The following is an 18,233-nucleotide window of genomic DNA, read 5'->3' as shown; positions in this document are numbered from 1 at the left end:
TAAGTATTTTTGTAAGTTATTTTGATTACTAATTGTTTTATAAAATTTAAAAAATTATAATTTTTAAAAAATAAAATTATTAAAACTTATTCATTATTAGCAAAATTCCCATAAATATAATTAGAAATCCTCCAAAGATTTTAAAATAATTTGTGTATTGATTTAGAGATCGTACTTTTTTTAGCAATTCCTGAGAAAAAAAGGAAAATAGAACGAATGGAGTGGCAAGTCCTAAGACGTATATAAACATCATTAACCCTCCATAGACTGCAGATCCTTTTTCCCCTGCAAGAGTAAGCACTGAGGCAAGAATAGGGCCTACACATGGAGTCCATCCTAGACTAAATGTCAGTCCTAGCAAAAAAGCCTGTAATGAAGAATTTTTCCCAAATAAATCCAAATTTACAGATTTATTTTTTTCTAAAAAGTTAAATTTTAAGATACCTGTCTGATGTAGTCCCAGTATTATTACAATTATTCCTGCTAAAACTTTAATAGTGTCATTAAAGAAAATTCCCGTAAGGAAACTAAAACTAAAGCCTATGCTTACAAAAGTAAGTGAAAGACCTAAAATAAATAAAAAGGTATTAAGCACAGTTTTTTTTCCTTTGCTTAAAATTCCCAAATATACAGGAACAATGGGAAGAATACATGGAGATAGAAAACTTGCTACTCCTCCTAAAAATACGCTTCCTACCAGTAATGGCTGATTAAACATAAATTATCTCCTATCCTGTTCATTTTACTGAACTAATTTTATTAAATATCCGTAATGTTCTTTTTCCATATCTTTCAATGGGATAAATTTAATTGAAGCACTGTTTATGCAATAACGAAGTCCGCCTTTGTCTTTAGGTCCATCATCAAAAACATGTCCCAAGTGGGCTTTTCCACTTCGACTAAGCACTTCTGTCCTTACCATATTAAAACTTGTATCATTTGCATAAGTTACAACATCTTTTGAAATAGGTTTTGTAAAACTTGGCCAGCCACAGCCAGAATCATATTTATCCTTTGAGGAAAATAATGGCTCTCCTGTCGTTATATCCACATAAATTCCAGCTTCATGATTGTCCCAGTACTCGTTTGAAAAAGAATGTTCAGTATTTTTTTTCTGTGTAACGCTGTATTGCAGTGGAGTAAGCCGTTTTTTCAATTCTTCATCACTTGGTTTTGGATAATCTTTCGGATCAATGATAACTTCATCTGCTTTAGTAATATCAATGTGGCAATATCCGTTAGGATTTTTTCTTAAATAGTCCTGATGGTATTCTTCTGCGAGAATATAATTTTTCAAAGGCTGAATTTCAACTTGAATTTTATCTGTATATTTTTTCTGCTCTTCTTCAATTTCCTGTGAAATGATGTCCTTGTCTTTAGGGTTGGTATAGTAAATTCCTGTTCTGTATTGTCTGCCTCTATCATTTCCCTGCTGATTAATGCTAGTAGGATCTACAACTTGAAAATAATATTTAAGCAGTTTGCTCAAAGAAATTTTGTTTGCGTCATACTTTACGTGAACTGTTTCTGCGTGATCCGTTGATGCGACAATGTTGTAACTCGTTTTTTCAGTTTTACCATTCGCATAGCCAACTGTAGCATCCTTTACTCCGTCGATTCTTTCCATATATGCCTCAAGTCCCCAGAAACAGCCACCAGCAAGATAGATTTCCCTGATGTTTTCGTTTCCTGTCTGAATCATATTTTCTTTTTTCGGTTTATTTTCATTTCTGTTTTTACGATTTTTGTTTTTATTTGATAATACTACTGAAAATAAAGCTAAAGATAGTATTAAAAATAATAGTAGACTTCTAGATTTCATAAAACCGCCTCCTGATTTATATTTAAATATTTTTGTATCTACAACAATAGTATAGTACAAAAATTTATAAAAAAAAAGGAAATATAGTAATATTTTTCTATAATTTTATCATATCTACGAAAATTTGATTATTTTCTTGTAGTTTGAGAAAAAATTTGATACATCTCTATTATCTTTTTTTACCTTTTCTGTTAACTAAATCTTATTTTCTTAAATCTTTTTATTTTATATTGTAATAATATTTTATTGACTTTTTTGTTTAATTGGATATACTTTAATTGGAAACATTAATTTTATTAAAAAGATAAGGATGTGATTTTTTATGAAAAAAGTTTTTTACTTATATGTTTTTCTTTTATTAAGTTTAATTATTTTTCCAGCTTCAAAAACTAAAAAACCTCTTATTAAAAAAAATAAAAATTCAAACAAAATGGAACTGGTATTTATTTTAGATAGAAGCGGTTCAATGAGTGGACTGGAGTCTGATACTATCGGAGGTTTTAATTCTGTTCTGGAAAAACAAAGAAAAGACAAAAATCAAAATGGACAAATAAACGTAACAACTGCTTTATTTGACAACGAATATGAATTGCTGCACAACAAAATCCCAATACAAATGATAAAACCTTTGACTGAAAAAGAATACTTTGTAAGAGGTACTACAGCTCTTTTAGATGCAATTGGAAAAACTATTTCCCAAGTAAAATCTGAACAAAACAAATTGGATGCCAAGGAAAAATCTGGTAAAGTTCTATTTGTAATAATTACTGACGGAATGGAAAATGCAAGTAAAGAGTACACAGTAAATTCAGTAAAAAAACTAATTAGTGAACAAAAAGAAAAAGAAAATTGGGAATTTCTGTTTTTAGGAGCAAACATAGATGCAATAAAAACAGCTGGAAGTTTTGGAATAGACGAATCAAGAGCCGCCCAATATAAATCTGACAGCATTGGAACTCAACTAAACTATGATTCAATAAACAACGCAGTAAAAGAGTTTAGATCCAACAGTAAACTTAATGAAAACTGGAAAAAAGAAATAGAAAATGATGTGAAAAAAAGAGGAAAATAGCATATACAAATATTCTTCTTAAAATTTGTATAAGTTAATCAAAAAATATTCTTTAAAAAATTAAAACAAAATACTACAACAAATTTGAACAAAAACAATCAACACAAGATTATTTTAACACATAAAAAAGATCCCATTCTTAGTTGAGTAGGATCTTTTTATTACAATATTTTTTATAAAAAATTATGACTTCATAATTTCTTCTGCATAATTTTGTATTTTATAATTTAGGTTCAATATTCCTTTTTCATTCAGTATCTTTCTAGCCCATTTCTTAACTTCTACTTCGTCATTCTTTTCATAATAGTAATACATTGCTTTAAACATTGAAATACTATCTTTCTGTTCAGCAGCTTTTTTAAACCATTCTAATCCTTCTTCCTTTTGATTATTTTCAGTTAGTATTTCACCGTAAGATTCCTGACATTCTAAATTTCCTTTTTCTGCACACATCTTTAATAATTTTTCTGCCTCTTTCTTGTTACCTTTATTATTTTCTAATATTGCAAGTGAATACGTAGCATGTGAAGAACCTTCAGCATGGCCTTTTCTGTATATTTCTATTGCCTTGTCTTCCTTGTTATAATATAGATAATACAAATCTCCTAAGTCATTGTATGCTCTTTTATTATATTTTATTGCTTCGTTGTATAATTTTTCTGCTTCTTTATATTTTCCCTCATCTTTCAAATAACCTGCTTCTAATAAAAGTTTTACATATTTCCTGTCATTTTCATTTCCCGTAGCATACAATACCATATCTCTTTCATTAACTGAAAGATTTCCTATCTGAGGCATGTCAAAAAGTTTTTCCTTCCATTTTTGCATTTCCGTTTCCTTATTTGTTTCAAAATACAACAAAATTAACTGATATATTGAACTTTTATCATCCTTCTCGGCTCCTTTAAGAATCAGTTTTTCTGCTTCATCCCACTTTTTTTCTTTTTTGTATAAAAAAGCCATCGAAAGTTGTGAAAAAATATCTTGTTTTTCAATTCCTTTTGCATACCATTCCTTCGCTTTATCTATGTTCCCTTTTTCTTCCTCAGCTCTTCCGAGCATACCAGCTGCTGAATAAGCACCTTTTTCATAGGCTTCCTTTAATTTCTCTATTCCTTTTTCCTTATCTCCGCTATCGTAATACATCGTACCTATAACCGCATAAATCTCTTTATTATATTCAGCAGCTTTTTGGTAATACTCCTCAGCTTTTTCATAATCTCCATTATTTTCGTATTCTTCAGCTTTTTCCATCCACTCTCCATATAAACTTGTTATGCTTTGACTAGCTATTTCCTGATTTGATGTATAAGATTTCCTATTTGCATTATCTATACTGTTACAAAAACGAAAAAGTGCAACAATAATTCCAAACACTACCCACCATGGAGATTTCTTTCTTTTGGGTTTTATCATCCAATCATTTTCTTTTATTTTTTTTGGTTGATCATATTGATTCTTCTTAATTTGATATTTTAACTTCTCCTTAGTTACATACGTATTATTTCTATTTTCCCAATTATTACTAGGATTATTTATTTCATTATTTTGATTATGTAAATTATTTTCATCTTCATGGTTAAAGTCATTATTTTCATATTTTTTATCATCATTCAATTTATTTTCAACATCTGAATTACTGTATTGCTGTTCCTCATAGTTAGAATCCCTTACTTGATATCTCGTCTCATCATTTGTTCTATCAAAAAGTTTCTTTTCTTTTCTCTTTTCACTTTCCCACGAAAAATCATCAAACTCATTCTTTTCTTTTCTGTTTTTAAAAAAAATTACTATAGTAGCAATTATAACTGCCAATACCATAATCCATGCAAACAAAAGTAAACCTGACATTTTATTTTCCTCCTTTATATAATTTTAAATACTTTCTATTTTTTTAATCATACTAAAAATCAAACTATTAAAAAATTATATTTATTTAGATAGTCATATATTTTATGTTTTATTTTAAGCAACTTTAATATAATTATACCTTAAAAAAACATAAAAATCGAATAATTTAAAAAAATAACTAGAACTAAATATAGTGTAATGATCAAATTTTTTTATTTTTTTGAAAAAATAACTTGATATTAGTAAATATATGTTGTATAATTATAACAGAAATAAAGTTACTGTTAAAATATGCGAAAATAAAAAATATATAATAATTAGAACGTGAAAATAAAAAGGAGAGATGAAAAATGAAAAAATTTGTATTTATTTTAGTTTCCTTGTTTGCACTTGTATCTTGCGGTGGTGGAGGTGGATCAGGTGGTGGAAGTTCTACGAATAACCCAACTCCTTCAACAACGCCATCCTATAATAACAACAGTGGTACTAACAATAATAGCAGCAGCGGAAATAGTAATACTGGAAATAGTGGTTCAACTAGTAACAATAGTTCTTCGGTTGTCGCTGGCTACAAAACTTATAATGGAGAAGTTATAGATGCTGAAAATTCTTACACTTATAACAAGCCTTATGTGAGAAATTTGACAAATATAGATGGAGGAGAAGACTATAAATTTGGATATGATGGAAATATTGAATGGCACGGAAATTTTTTCTATAATAGACACAATCCACAGAAAAATTCAGAAACTTATTATACTGGATACGGAGTAAAAGTTGGGGTTATTGATAGTGGTTTTAATGGGAAATACTACAATGATTTGTATAACGAAGTCAAAAATATAACACGAATTTACAGCCAAAGAGACCCACAAGATGAAGATCATGCTTATATGGTAACAAGTCTTATTGCTGGAAAAGAAGGTATTGCACGAGATGCTAATATGTATGTAATTGACGGAACACATCCTTATTCAAGCGGATCAGTTAAAGATACTGTTGATTTATACGAAGCTCTTTATTCAAGAGGAGTAAGAATATTTAATCAATCTTTTGGATATACAATTGAAACTTATTCTAATAAATCCTACAATTTTTACAAAGATCAGCTTAATGATGGTGTAGAGGATTTTTATAAAAAGGCAGTACATAACGGAGCATTATTTGTATTTTCGGCTGGAAATAAAGAATATAGAACTTCTGGAGTTCTTGCAACACTTCCATACTGGGTTCCTGAACTAGAGGAAGGCTGGATTAATGTAAATGGTCTTACTTCTAAAAGCAGTAGTAAAAAAGGTGATTTAAGTTGGGATAATTTAAAACCTTTAGCAGGAGCAGGAGCAGCAAAAAACTGGACTGTAACCACAATTGCAGATTATTTTATAGAAGTGGATGGAGATAGAAGAGTTCATACTGGAACATCTTTTGCAGCACCACGTGTAACTGCAACAGCAGCCTTAATAAAAGAAAAGTATCCATTTATGACAGGAGATTTATTAAGACAAACGATTCTTTCAACTGCGACTGATATTGGAGATGAAGGAGTAGACGATGTTTATGGATGGGGACTTTTGAATATTGATAAAGCTTTGAAAGGACCTGCATTATTTGACAAGAGGCTTGCACTTGGTGATGATGTTTACATTACTCTTGACGGAAGTAATAAGACTTATCAATTTGACAATGATATTTCAGGAGATGCAGGACTTGTTCTTCGTGGCTCAGGAACACTCATATTAAATGGAACTTCAACTTATACAGGTGAAACTAACGTAGGAAATAACGTTTATCTAAAAATGAAAAAAGTAATTTCTCCAAGTAAACTTTCTATTGGAAAATCTGCTATAGTGGAAGTATCTGATTCAAATATAAATAATATCCAAAATGATGGTACTTTCATAAATAATGGAAATTCTGCAGCAAACACAGTTATAATGTCGACTGACTCGCAAATGTATTCTGATATTAATGCTAACTTAAAGGTTGAAAATGCCGAAGTAAACGGTACAGTAACAATTACAAATAATAACGGAGAATATTTGACAAAAAATGGTAAAAATATTGATATAATTACTGGAAATGTTAAAGGAAATGCACAAATTAAGAGTGATAACGGACTAATGACTATCAATAAAACCGAAACTGGAAATTTATCAGCAAATGCTTCCAGAACTGATACAGTCGAATATGCCAAAACCTTAAATGCTGATACAGAACAACTAAATACCGCAACACAAATTGAAACAGCATTGGAAAATGTAGATGCAAATTATGAAGCTGGAAAAACTGAAGCTGGAAAACTTGGAGCAAAATTGCAATCTTTAAATTCCAACACTCTTGACAGTATGTCTGGACAAATTTATGCTTCTGCACAGGCTTTGACTTTTGAACAAAGTGAAACAGTTAATAGAAATTTATCAAATAGAATGACAATGTTAAGTAAAAGTTTAGAAAATGACAATACTTTTGGATTATGGACTGCTGGAATTTATTCAAAAGGAAAAATTGAAAAAGATGGCTTTGCAAAAGGTAAGACAAATGTAAAAGGCGAACAAGTTGGATTTGATATAAAAATAAATCAAAATGCAATTTTAGGTGCAGCGGCTGATTACAGTAAAGGAACAGTCAAATTTAACAGATATAACGGAATCTCAAAAGCTGATATGACAGGATTTTCTATTTATGGTAGACAAAATCTTGGAAATGGTTATTTATCAGGACGTGCAGGTATAGGATTTGTTGACAGTAAAGTTGAGCGTGATATAATCGTGAACAACAACTATATTGAACATTCAAAAGTGAATCACAGAGACAAAATATTTGCAGGTTATTTTGAAACAGGATATGACATAAAAAACAAATCAGGTAATTTCGCAGTTACTCCATACGTTGCACTAGGTGTAGACCGTGTAACACGTAGTAAATTTTCTGAAGAAAATACAAACTTTGGAATGACTGCTAATAAAAAAACTTATAACATGCCATACACAACAGCAGGAATAAAAGCAGTTAAAACTGTTAGAAATACAGATATAACAGGATATTTAGGGTATACTCACGGATTAAATAAAAAAGACTTGACTTTTGATGCTGCATACAATTTTGCACCAGATGCCAAATTTGAAGTAAAAGGTATAAATTATTCAAGAAATAAATTAACAGCAGGAATTGGAATAAACACAAAAGTTACTGAAAATATGAGCTGGTATGCAAATTATGACTACAAACATTCAACTGATAATTCAAAAGGTAATAACAGCATAGTTACAACTGGAATTAGAATTGAATTTTAAAATAAAAAATTTATTTTTAAAGTATTGATTTTTCAAAAAAAGTTTGTTATAATTACAATGTTAATATTATTATTAATCTTTTCATATATCACAACCGAAGAAAAAAATTGGTCATAAAAGGCAGTCCATATACCTCTTTCTCGTGGACTGTTTTTTATTTACTATTTTTTCAAGTATTAAAAATTAAACTTAACAAATACTATTCAATTAAAATAATTTTATACAAAATAAGGAGCCAATATATTTAGCTCCTTAATTTTTTATGTACTTTCAACACATTATTTTACAAGGTTCTTATTCATAATCTCCATCTATTCTAACTTTTCGCAAAATCATTCCTTCTTTAGCTTTTATATTTAGTTTTATCTTTCCGTTAGAACTTGTTCTGAATGTTCTTCCTTCTGTTACCAGATCTATAAACCTTTCATCTTGATAATGCGTTTCAAATTCCAAATTTTCCCAATCATTAAAAGAATTATTTATAACAACTATTATGGAATTATCTTCAATCACTCTTTCATAAACAATTAAATCTTTTTCATTATCTGCCATAATTTCTCTAAATTTACCATAAACAAGCGTTTTATTTTCTAGTCTTATTCTGATTAATTTTTTATACCATTCAAATAAATCACTGTCAACTTTTTGCTGGTAAACTTCATTTTGGTTAATGTGTGATGGATTTTTTTCATCATCGTACAAATATTCTTTCCATAACATCGGTTTTCGGCAATATGGATCAGTTGCTCCCCACATTCCTACTTCATCACCGTAAAATAACATTGGTGCTCCAATGTATGTCATTTGGAATACTGAGATTAATTTTAATATGTCTTTTGGTTTAATTTGGCTGTTTCGCCAGTCTATTGTTGTGTTTGGGTGATAATTTGAAGCTAAATCTGGACGAATTCCGTTATAACCTTTTTCCAGCTGTTTTCCTTCCTCCAGATTTCTTCCAAGCACATCATTTACAATTCTAGAATAAAGCCTGTCGGTATCATGCGAACCGTTTAAGTTCTGGCTTGCCTGCAATGCCTGATATGGATACCAAGTTCTTTTTTCCCTAAGCTCGTTGAAAAAGTCCTGTGCCTTCAATTTATATCTTACGCCACCTTCACGGCTTTGATTAATAAAAAATCCAATAACTGTTTTTAACCATTCGTAGTTCATCACAGTGTCAAATTTATTTCCACCGTTAATATCGCCTGCTGCATTTCCCCAAAGTTCAGCAGTTATGTAGGAATCCTTCTTGCTGCCTTTTACAACTTCACGCCATTCATTCCAAAAATTCTGATTTTCAAGACAGTTTGGAACATCAAGACGCCATCCATCAATTCCATCATCTTCCATCCAGTTTTCACTTTCTTTTCCATCAGGCCCATACATCCATTTTCTTGTAATATTAAAAATATATTCTTTATATTCTTGATTAAACGAGTTAAATTCAGGTAACGTGTCAAATCCTCCCCAAGCATTGTAAATAGTTCTTTTTCTATTTGCAATAAGAGTTTCGTATGCCTGTTCCTCGCTCATTTCATCAGTTATTGGAACATGCTGTCCAAAATCTGTAAATTTATACCAGTCCTTATATTTAGAATTTTCCCCATCAGCAAGAACCATATTGAATGTCCAATGTTCACTGCTACTATGATTGAAAACTCCGTCAAATATCACACGAATACCATTTTTATGAAATTCCTTTATCAAATCAACCATTATCAAGTCTGATTCTGTCCAGATCCATGTTGATGGATCTTCTGTTTCCCCATAGCCATTTTTCCCACGGTTTTTACCATTCAGATTTACTTCCAGAAGTTTTAGCTCACTGCTTGTTGAAGCTTTGTTGCCAAGTATATCCACATACGACTTATTTCCATATTTATTTTTTTTATTAATTTCCACGCCATGAGTTTTTCCACTTGTCTTTATTGTCCCAAAGTCTGGCGAAATATGTCTAAAGTCGTTTGCTCCGTATTTATGATTTTGGTATGAGAAAAATACTGGATTTAGCCACACTGCATTAATTCCCAATTCCTTCATGTACGGTATTTTTTCTTTTATTCCTTGTAAATCTCCACCATACATTCTGGCATATTTTAAGCTGTAGTCAATTTCACGCTCTCCCAGTTTTTCCCAAATTACCTGTTCCCTAAAATCAGCAGTCCAACGATTTCTATCAAACTGACTTATCACATTATTGCTTTTTTCCCATTTATAATCTTCGATAAAGTTCTGCTCATGAAGTCTGTTAGGCTTAAAAGCTTCAGGTCCAAATTCATTAAAAATAGGATCGTTATAGTGGTTTCCATTATAAAATCTGTCTGGAAAAATATTATACCAGATTGCCTCTTTTGCCCAGTTTGGTACATCAAATAGCTGTATATCCTTAGAAGTTGTGTTTACAATTAATCTTTTTGGCTTGCTGTAACTCAATGTTTTTCCGTTAAAATAGGCTCTTGAGCCGTTATCTTCAAGAATAAAATAATACAAAAGTTTTTTTGCTTCTTTACCAAAATTTATTATTCTTTCAAAATAATCAAATCCGTTTGTCTTATCCTGATACCTTTCCAGCTCATAAATCATTTCATAATTATCTTCTTCATGTAAAACAACACTAATATAGGCACGTTCTACATCATTCATCTGAGTTCTTATTTTAAACTCGTATTCATTATCTGAAAGCTTGTTAAAATATTGCAAGCTGTCATAATTATGTACGATAGCCTTCAAATTTGTATTTTTGTCAATGGCTTCATATACAAATTTTCCAGTTCCCAAATCTCCTTGTGGAAACAATGCTCCATTTTCTCCAACTATTAATTTTTTATTTTCATTCTCAGGATACCATTTACCGTCAATCAGGTATTTATATTCATAAACTCCCTCAGGTGAAGCCAATATTACTTCATAATTTGTTCCTTCAAAGTGATGAATAGACTCAGTATCAGGCTTCCAGTTATTAAAGTTCCCTGCAATTTCAACTTTATCAGCCTTTTCCAATCCAAAATCAGCAATATCCAAGTTCATTCTGTAAAATTTCATTTTTGTGAATGAAATCGTCTTTTTAGAAGGATAATACTCTACATAAATATCTATTCCTTTTTGAAATCCTGTTATTGACTTTGGTGGCAAGTCTTCATCCACCACAGCCTCAAATCTTTTTGCAAATGGAGCTGTGTGATTATAAGTTACGCCACTTATAACATCTGTTTCCTCATTTTTTATTTCAAAAAAATAGCTTCCTGATTCGATATTTCCCCATTTATATATAAAATTTTCCCAATTTTGTTTCAAGTTCTCTTCTTTATAAAATTTATTATCCTTATAAATTATAATTTTATAACCCATTTTTATCTCCTAATTTATCTGCTCTTTCCTTAATCTAATTCAAAAAACACTTTATATGCTCTGTATGTTTCATACAAATCTGCTTTTGATGAGATTTCAAATAAAGAGTGCATTGATAAAAGTGCAGGCCCTGCGTCTACCGTTCTGATTCCATAGTAAGCCAAGAACTTAGCAACAGTTCCTCCACCACCTTCATCTACTTTTCCAAAGCCACCCGACTGATATTTAATCTCATTTTTGTCAAATATTTGTCTTATTTCCTGAATAAATTCTGCATCGGCATCGTTTGCCATAACTTTTCCACGGCTTCCTGTATATTTTGCAAATGCCAGTCCATAAGATAATCTTGCCGCGTTTTCCACATCATGAACTGACTTAAATACAGGATTTAACGCAGCCGTAACATCTGAGGACAAGGCTTTTGAGTTCCACAAAGTTTCCCTCAATATCTGATCATTGTAATTTTTTTCTGTAAGTGAAAGCATTTTCCCAACAACATATTCAGGCAATGTTGACTTCAAGCTGGTAGAACCTTCACTTCCAATTTCTTCTTTATCTGTCAAATAAATCATAACAGTTTTCTCAGTTTCCTTAACATCAAGCAAGGCTCTTAACGAAGTATATGCACAAATTCTGTCATCTTGACCATATCCTCCAATCATACTCTTATCAAGCCCCACATCCCGCAATTTTCCAGTAGGCACAACTTCCAGCTCTGCTGTAAAGAAGTCATCTTCTTCTATTCCGTAATCTTTTTTCAATTTATCAAGCACAAACTGCTTTATTTTTTTATTTACATTTTCATCATTTAAAGGCATATTCCCAAATAATAATTTTAGTTCCTCACCTTTAATAACATCTCTTGCCTTTCTTTCATCCTGCACATTGTAAGACAGATGCGGTAATATATCAGGCATGCTAAATACAGGCTCGTCATCTTTTTCTCCAATAGAAAGTGTCACTTTTTCTCCGTTTTTTAAGAAAACAACACCATGTAATGCAAGCGGAGTTGCAGCCCATTGATATTTTTTAATTCCACCATAATAATGTGTATTTAAAAGTGCAAACTCTTCTTCTTCCATTATCGGATTTGGTTTCAAATCCAGTCTTGGAGAATCTACGTGGGAAACAATCATATTAATTCCGCTTTTTATATCATTTCCGACAATTACTGCAATGATATTTTTATTTCTGTTGTTAAAATAAATTTTATCTCCTTTTTTCAATTCACTTTTTTCATTAATATTGACAAAGCCATTTTTTTCAAGTTCCTTTTCTGTCAAATCCACAAATTCTCTCTCAGTTTTGGCAGAATCCAAATATTTTTTATAATCTTCAGCAAAGTCAAAAATCACTTTTTTTTGTTCATCTGTATAATTTTTCCACAAATTTTCCTTTGTCATTTTCTACATCCTTTCCAAAGTTCAGAAAATACACAACAAAAGATGGCTACTTGAAAAAATGTCCCAAATCAGCCACCTTCTTTCCAAACTAAATTAACTTTTCAATTTATCAAATTTATTAAAATTTACTAGAATTTTTCAAAATTAAACTAGATAAAACATAATGCAAGATATTTTAGAAATATCCCAGTTAAAATACTATTTAACTTCGTTCAATTTTTTTTCCAATTCTTTTCCAGCTTCTTCGTATCCAGGTTTTCCTAACAATGCGAACATATTTTTCTTGTATGCTTCCACTCCTGGTTGATCAAATGGATTTACACCTAAAAGGTATCCGCTTACTCCACATGCTTTTTCAAAGAAATAGAATGTATACCCTAAATGATAAGGAGTAGCTTCAGGAATGTTTACACCTAAATTAGGTACATTTCCGTCAATATGTGCCAAAATTACTCCATCAGTTGCTTTTTTATTTACATAATCCAATGTTTTCCCAGCAATAAAGTTTAGTCCATCAAGGTTATCTTTATCACTTTCAATGACAAATTCCACTTCTGGTTTTCCAATAGAAACTACTGTTTCAAAGAATAATCTTTGTCCTTCCTGAATATATTGACCCAATGAATGCAAGTCTGCTGAAAAATCTGCCGAAGTTGGGTACAATCCTTTTCCATCTTTCCCTTCAGATTCTCCAAACAATTGTTTCCACCATTCTGCCAAATAGTGAACTCTTGGCTCATAATTTACCATTAATTCCAAGTCTTTTCCTTTTCTATGCAAGATATTTCTCACAGCCGCATATTGTAAAGCCTGATTTTCATCCATATTTTTGTTTGCAAAATCATTCATTGCATCTTTTGCTCCAGCCATCAATTCATCAATATTAATTCCAGCCGCAGCAATTGGTAAAAGTCCTACTGCAGTCAATACAGAAAATCTTCCTCCAACATTGTCAGGTACAACAAAAGTTTCATATCCTTCAGCTGTAGCAAGCGTTTTTAATGCCCCTTTTTCCTTATCTGTTGTAGCATATATTCTTTTTGCAGCTTCTTCTTTTCCATATTTTTCTTCTAGCATTTTTTTGAAGACTCTAAATGCAATCGCAGGTTCAGTCGTAGTTCCAGATTTTGAAATTACATTTACTGAAAAATCTCTATCTCCAACAACTTCTATTAAATGTTGCAAATAAACACCACTCATATTTGTTCCTGCAAAGTAAATTTCAGGAGTCTTTCTTTTATCTTTTGGCAAGTTATTGTAAAAGCTGTGTGATAAAAACTCTATCGCAGCTTTTGCCCCTAAATAAGATCCCCCAATTCCGATTACTATTAAAACTTCTGAATCATTTTTAATTTTTTCAGCAGCCTTTTTTATTCTGGCAAACTCATTCTTGTCGTAATTTTCAGGCAAGTCAACCCATCCTAAAAAATCATTTCCTGCTCCACTTTTTGAAGTCAATACTTCATTTGCCAATTCTACATACGGTTTAATCTGTCTTAATTCATTTTCGTTAAAAAAATTTTTTGCAAATTGATAATTAAAATTCAATTTTTCCATTTTTTTCTCCTTAATATAAATATTTTATTTTTCAGATTTTCTTAAAATCAAAAAATCCCTGTTATTTCACACATAGTAATCCAACTTTAAAATTAAATAATAATATAAATACTCTAAAAGACAAACTTCTAAAAATTATAGTCAATAATTATATCCCATTTTAAAGTAATTTTTTATTAAAATATTTTTTCAACTAAAGTATAACAAAAAAAGCACTTTTTTTCAAATTTTTCTAACATATTTTTGGATTTTTAAAAATTTTTTCTAAAAATTTTAAATTTTATCACATATTGTCCAAGTTTCTCAAAATAAAATTAATTTTAATTACATACATTCAGCCTTTTAACTTGAGTTTTAAAACAGTTTTACTGTTATTCCCTTATACTGAATTAATCAAGATTAAACAAATTTAACATTCTAACAAAATATCATAATTTCAAATTTAACTTATTCGTATTTTGTTAAATTTCCCTTACTTACAGTCCCCTTAATATTAAACTTTTCATCAAAATATGTTAAATCAGCAAAATATCCTTCCTTTATAAATCCATATTTTTCACCTACAGCCACGGCTTTAGCAGGATAAGAAGTTGCCATTCTAAGTGCTTCCTCAAGTGAAATATGCACCTTTTCCACAAGATTTTTCACTCCATCAATCATAACTAGGGCAGAACCTCCCAAAGTCCCTTCTGGCGAAACACATTTTCCATCTTTATATAAAACTCTATTCCCTTCAAACATAAATTCTGTCATATTCTCAGTTCCAGCAGGGCTAACAGCATCTGTCACAAGATAAAGCCTGTCTTCCAATATTTTTTTAGCAATCTCTACAGAGGCAAAGTCCATGTGAAGCCCGTCAACTATTATTCCACAGTTTGTAGTGTCATTATTGAATAAAAATCCTACAACTCCTGGCTCTCTTGAATCCAATGCTCTCATAGCATTATACAAATGTGTAGCACAATTAAAATAGTCTTTCTTTTCCATACATTCCTTATACGTTGCATTCGTATGCCCCACAGCAATGTTAATCCCTGATCCTTTCAACTTTTCAAGATGTTCAACTTTAGCCTTTTCAGGTGCAATTGTTATTATTTTTGTAACTTCAGGTCCTGAATTTGCTATTTTTTCTACCATTTTATCAGATAAAACTCTTATATATTCAGGACGATGAATTCCTTTTTTCTCAACACTTATATAAGGTCCTTCTATATGAAGCCCTAAAACTCCAATTTCCTCCTTATCTTTTATTTCCTTCATAAGATTCAGAGCTTTTTCTATTTTCTCATCTGGAGAAGTTATAAGCGTTGGCAAAAACGAAGTACATCCGTATCTCTTATTAGTTTCATTCATTATCTCAAGTGTCTTTTGCGAAATATCATCATTAAACAGTACTCCTCCACATCCATTAAGCTGTAAATCAATAAATCCTGGCGACAAAACCATCCCTTTGGCATCAACTACTTCATGATTTTCTAATTCTTTTTCATCAATCAATGAAAAATTCGTTACTTTCTTTATAAATTTTCCTTCCAAAACAACGGCATCTTCCTCAATAAATTTTTCCCCATCAAATATCTTTGCATTCTTTATAATCATCTCAATAATTCCTCTCTATTTTGCTAATTCTATTAAATATTTTTTATATTCTTCCAAATCCAAATTTTTTGCCTCAATTTCCTTGAAATATCTATATGTCTTGACTTTTATATCTGAAGCCGCCATTTCATCAATTACCAGTACAGCCCTTCTATGCAGCTGCAAAGCCGAAATTGTCCATAGATGATTTACTCCGCCTTCTACTCCGTGATAAACTGCACGAGCCTTTTTATAGCCATTTGCAAGAATCATGACTTCCTTTGACTCCATTAGTGTTCCTACACCTATTGTCAAAGCCAATTTTGGTACTTTTTCGATATCATTGTCAAAAAATCTAGAATTTGCCAAGATTGTATCATAAGTCAAATCTTTATCACGTGTATGTGAAGAAAGTGATGATCCAGGCTCATTAAAAGCTATATGTCCATCCTCTCCAACTCCGCCTAAAAATAGATGTATTCCACCAGCCGCTTTTATTTTGTTCTCATAATCTTCACATTCTTTTTCCAAATCCTTGGCACATCCATCCAGAATATTTATATTTTCTTTTTTTATATCAATATATTTAAAAAAGTTTTCGTTCATAAAATAATGATAACTTTGTGGATCTTCTGGTTTTAATCCCACATATTCATCCATATTAAAAGTTACAATATTTTCAAATGACAATATTTTTTCATTATATAAATTTATCAATTCCTTATAAGTTGCAAGCGGTGTAGAACCAGTAGGAAGCCCTAATACAAAAGGCTTTTCCTTTGTAGGTTTAAACTTCAATATTTTTTTAGCTATTTGATATGCACTCCATTTTGCAACTTCATCAGCATTTTTAAGAATAATTACACGCATTTAATTCACTTCCTTTAACAATTTTAAAAAATTTAAATTTTCATTAAAATAACCTTTACTATTATTATATAACCTTTTTTCATTATGTCAAGCATATTTTTACTTTTTATAAAATCTTGGGAATTTCTATTGGAAAAAATTGAAAAAAATTGTATAATTTAGTTAAGATGATAAATAAAAAAACTATAATTATAGTGAATTAATTAGGAGAAAATATGAAAACATACTTAGTAACAGGTGCAGCTGGCTTTATCGGTTCCAACTATTTAAAATATATTTTAAATAAATACAAAAATGAAGAAATTAAGGTAATTGTCGTAGATGTGCTAACTTACGCTGGGAATTTAGGTACAATTGCTGAAGAAATTAAGGATAAAAGAGTAAAATTTGAAAAGGTTGATATTCGTGACCAAAAGGAAATTGCTAGAATTTTTTCTGAAAATGAAATCGATTTTGTTGTAAACTTTGCGGCAGAATCACACGTTGACCGTTCTATCGAAAATCCGCAAATATTTTTAGAAACAAATATTCTTGGTACGCAAAATCTTTTGGAAAATGCTAAAAGAGCATGGACTGTTTCAAAAGATAAAAATGGATATCCAGTTTACAGAGAAGGCGTAAAATATTTACAAGTTTCCACAGATGAAGTTTACGGAAGCCTTTCAAAAGATTACGAAACAGCAATTGACTTGATAATTGACGATGAAGAAGTGAAAAAAGTTGTAAAAAATAGAACAAATTTAAAAACTTACGGAAAAAATTTCTTCACAGAAAAAACTTCACTTGACCCAAGAAGCCCATATTCAGCTTCCAAAGCGAGTGCCGACCACATCGTAATCGCCTACGGTGAAACTTACAAAATGCCAATAAATATTACAAGATGTTCAAACAACTACGGACCTTACCATTTCCCAGAAAAATTAATCCCACTTATGATTAAAAACGTACTAGAAGGTAAAAAGTTGCCAGTTTACGGAAAAGGGGACAATGTAAGAGATTGGCTTTACGTAGAAGATCACTGTAAAGGAATCAACTTAGTTTTAAGAAATGCCAATATTTACGAAATTTACAATATTGGTGGTTTTAACGAAGAACAAAATATTAATATTGTAAAACTGGTTATCGATATTTTAAAAGAAGAAATTGAAAATAATGACGAATATAAAAAAGTTCTAAAAACTGACTTGCAAAATATAAATTATGATTTGATTACTTATGTTCAAGATAGACTTGGACACGATATGAGATATGCTATTGACCCTTCGAAAATTGCAAGGGATTTAGGATGGTATCCAGAAACAGATTTTGAAACAGGTATCAGAAAGACTGTAAAATGGTACTTGGAACATCAGGACTGGGTAAATGAAGTAGTTTCAGGAGATTATCAAAAATATTACGAAGAAATGTACGGAAATAAATAATCAAATTTATACAAAAAA

At 30.6% G+C, this 18,233-nt stretch carries 11 protein-coding genes; 3 read left to right on the top strand and 8 right to left on the bottom strand.

The annotated features are described in order from the left end of the window. Positions 1–79: 79 nt before the first annotated feature. Positions 80–718 carry a cytochrome c biogenesis protein CcdA gene (locus tag QU666_RS01375; protein WP_021769377.1) on the bottom strand — a complete coding sequence of 213 codons (639 nt, stop codon included), beginning with the start codon at positions 716–718 and terminating at the stop codon, positions 80–82. Positions 719–742: 24 nt separating this feature from the next. Continuing rightward, positions 743–1,822 (bottom strand): peptide-methionine (R)-S-oxide reductase MsrB, encoded by a 1,080-nt coding sequence (gene msrB / locus QU666_RS01370; RefSeq protein WP_036071038.1) that lies wholly within the window; start codon positions 1,820–1,822, stop codon positions 743–745. Positions 1,823–2,144: 322 nt separating this feature from the next. Here msrB and QU666_RS01365 point away from each other — a divergent pair, with 322 nt between their 5' ends. Beyond that, complete coding sequence (locus tag QU666_RS01365; protein WP_021769270.1) at positions 2,145–2,894, top strand: vWA domain-containing protein; 750 nt, start codon at positions 2,145–2,147, stop codon at positions 2,892–2,894. Positions 2,895–3,077: 183 nt separating this feature from the next. On the opposite strand, the gene QU666_RS01360 is transcribed toward QU666_RS01365, so the two are convergent. Continuing rightward, entirely contained in the window at positions 3,078–4,745 is a 1,668-nt protein-coding gene (locus tag QU666_RS01360; RefSeq protein ID WP_021769269.1) for a tetratricopeptide repeat protein, read from the bottom strand. Between the two features lie 350 nt (positions 4,746–5,095). Here QU666_RS01360 and QU666_RS01355 point away from each other — a divergent pair, with 350 nt between their 5' ends. Next, positions 5,096–8,038: an autotransporter domain-containing protein gene (locus QU666_RS01355; protein ID WP_021769268.1), complete on the top strand. Its 2,943-nt coding sequence runs from the start codon at positions 5,096–5,098 to the stop codon at positions 8,036–8,038. 294 nt (positions 8,039–8,332) lie between these two features. Here the strand turns inward: QU666_RS01355 and QU666_RS01350 are convergent, their stop codons facing one another. From QU666_RS01350 to nagB, 5 genes are all read right to left on the bottom strand, one after another. Beyond that, complete coding sequence (locus QU666_RS01350; protein WP_021769267.1) at positions 8,333–11,386, bottom strand: alpha amylase N-terminal ig-like domain-containing protein; 3,054 nt, start codon at positions 11,384–11,386, stop codon at positions 8,333–8,335. Between the two features lie 29 nt (positions 11,387–11,415). Beyond that, positions 11,416–12,789, bottom strand: coding sequence for an aminopeptidase (locus QU666_RS01345; protein WP_021769266.1), 1,374 nt, complete (start codon positions 12,787–12,789; stop codon positions 11,416–11,418). Between the two features lie 198 nt (positions 12,790–12,987). Next, the gene (locus QU666_RS01340) at positions 12,988–14,346 is read right to left on the bottom strand and encodes a glucose-6-phosphate isomerase (RefSeq protein ID WP_021769265.1); all 1,359 of its coding nucleotides are present in this window, start codon (positions 14,344–14,346) and stop codon (positions 12,988–12,990) included. A gap of 447 nt (positions 14,347–14,793) precedes the next feature. After that, the gene (nagA, locus tag QU666_RS01335; protein ID WP_021768580.1) at positions 14,794–15,945 is read right to left on the bottom strand and encodes an N-acetylglucosamine-6-phosphate deacetylase; all 1,152 of its coding nucleotides are present in this window, start codon (positions 15,943–15,945) and stop codon (positions 14,794–14,796) included. 15 nt (positions 15,946–15,960) lie between these two features. Beyond that, a complete protein-coding gene (nagB, locus tag QU666_RS01330) occupies positions 15,961–16,794 on the bottom strand; it encodes a glucosamine-6-phosphate deaminase (RefSeq protein WP_021768579.1) in 834 nt (277 codons plus the stop codon). 215 nt (positions 16,795–17,009) lie between these two features. Between nagB and QU666_RS01325 the strand changes: the two genes are divergently transcribed. Continuing rightward, positions 17,010–18,215: a dTDP-glucose 4,6-dehydratase gene (locus tag QU666_RS01325; RefSeq protein WP_021768578.1), complete on the top strand. Its 1,206-nt coding sequence runs from the start codon at positions 17,010–17,012 to the stop codon at positions 18,213–18,215. Positions 18,216–18,233: the final 18 nt, after the last annotated feature.

Source organism: Leptotrichia sp. HMT-225 (assembly GCF_030644325.1).
In the GTDB taxonomy this organism is placed as follows: Bacteria; Fusobacteriota; Fusobacteriia; order Fusobacteriales; family Leptotrichiaceae; genus Leptotrichia; species Leptotrichia massiliensis.
Note: the sequence above shows the minus strand (reverse complement) of the source record. Positions and strands in the feature narration are given on the sequence as shown.

Coding starts and splice junctions, on each gene's coding strand:
- QU666_RS01375 (WP_021769377.1), bottom strand. CDS start 718: ATGTTTAATCAGCCATTACTGGTAGGAAGCGTATTTTTAGGAGGAGTA.
- msrB (WP_036071038.1), bottom strand. CDS start 1,822: ATGAAATCTAGAAGTCTACTATTATTTTTAATACTATCTTTAGCTTTA.
- QU666_RS01365 (WP_021769270.1), top strand. CDS start 2,145: ATGAAAAAAGTTTTTTACTTATATGTTTTTCTTTTATTAAGTTTAATT.
- QU666_RS01360 (WP_021769269.1), bottom strand. CDS start 4,745: ATGTCAGGTTTACTTTTGTTTGCATGGATTATGGTATTGGCAGTTATA.
- QU666_RS01355 (WP_021769268.1), top strand. CDS start 5,096: ATGAAAAAATTTGTATTTATTTTAGTTTCCTTGTTTGCACTTGTATCT.
- QU666_RS01350 (WP_021769267.1), bottom strand. CDS start 11,386: ATGGGTTATAAAATTATAATTTATAAGGATAATAAATTTTATAAAGAA.
- QU666_RS01345 (WP_021769266.1), bottom strand. CDS start 12,789: ATGACAAAGGAAAATTTGTGGAAAAATTATACAGATGAACAAAAAAAA.
- QU666_RS01340 (WP_021769265.1), bottom strand. CDS start 14,346: ATGGAAAAATTGAATTTTAATTATCAATTTGCAAAAAATTTTTTTAAC.
- nagA (WP_021768580.1), bottom strand. CDS start 15,945: ATGATTATAAAGAATGCAAAGATATTTGATGGGGAAAAATTTATTGAG.
- nagB (WP_021768579.1), bottom strand. CDS start 16,794: ATGCGTGTAATTATTCTTAAAAATGCTGATGAAGTTGCAAAATGGAGT.
- QU666_RS01325 (WP_021768578.1), top strand. CDS start 17,010: ATGAAAACATACTTAGTAACAGGTGCAGCTGGCTTTATCGGTTCCAAC.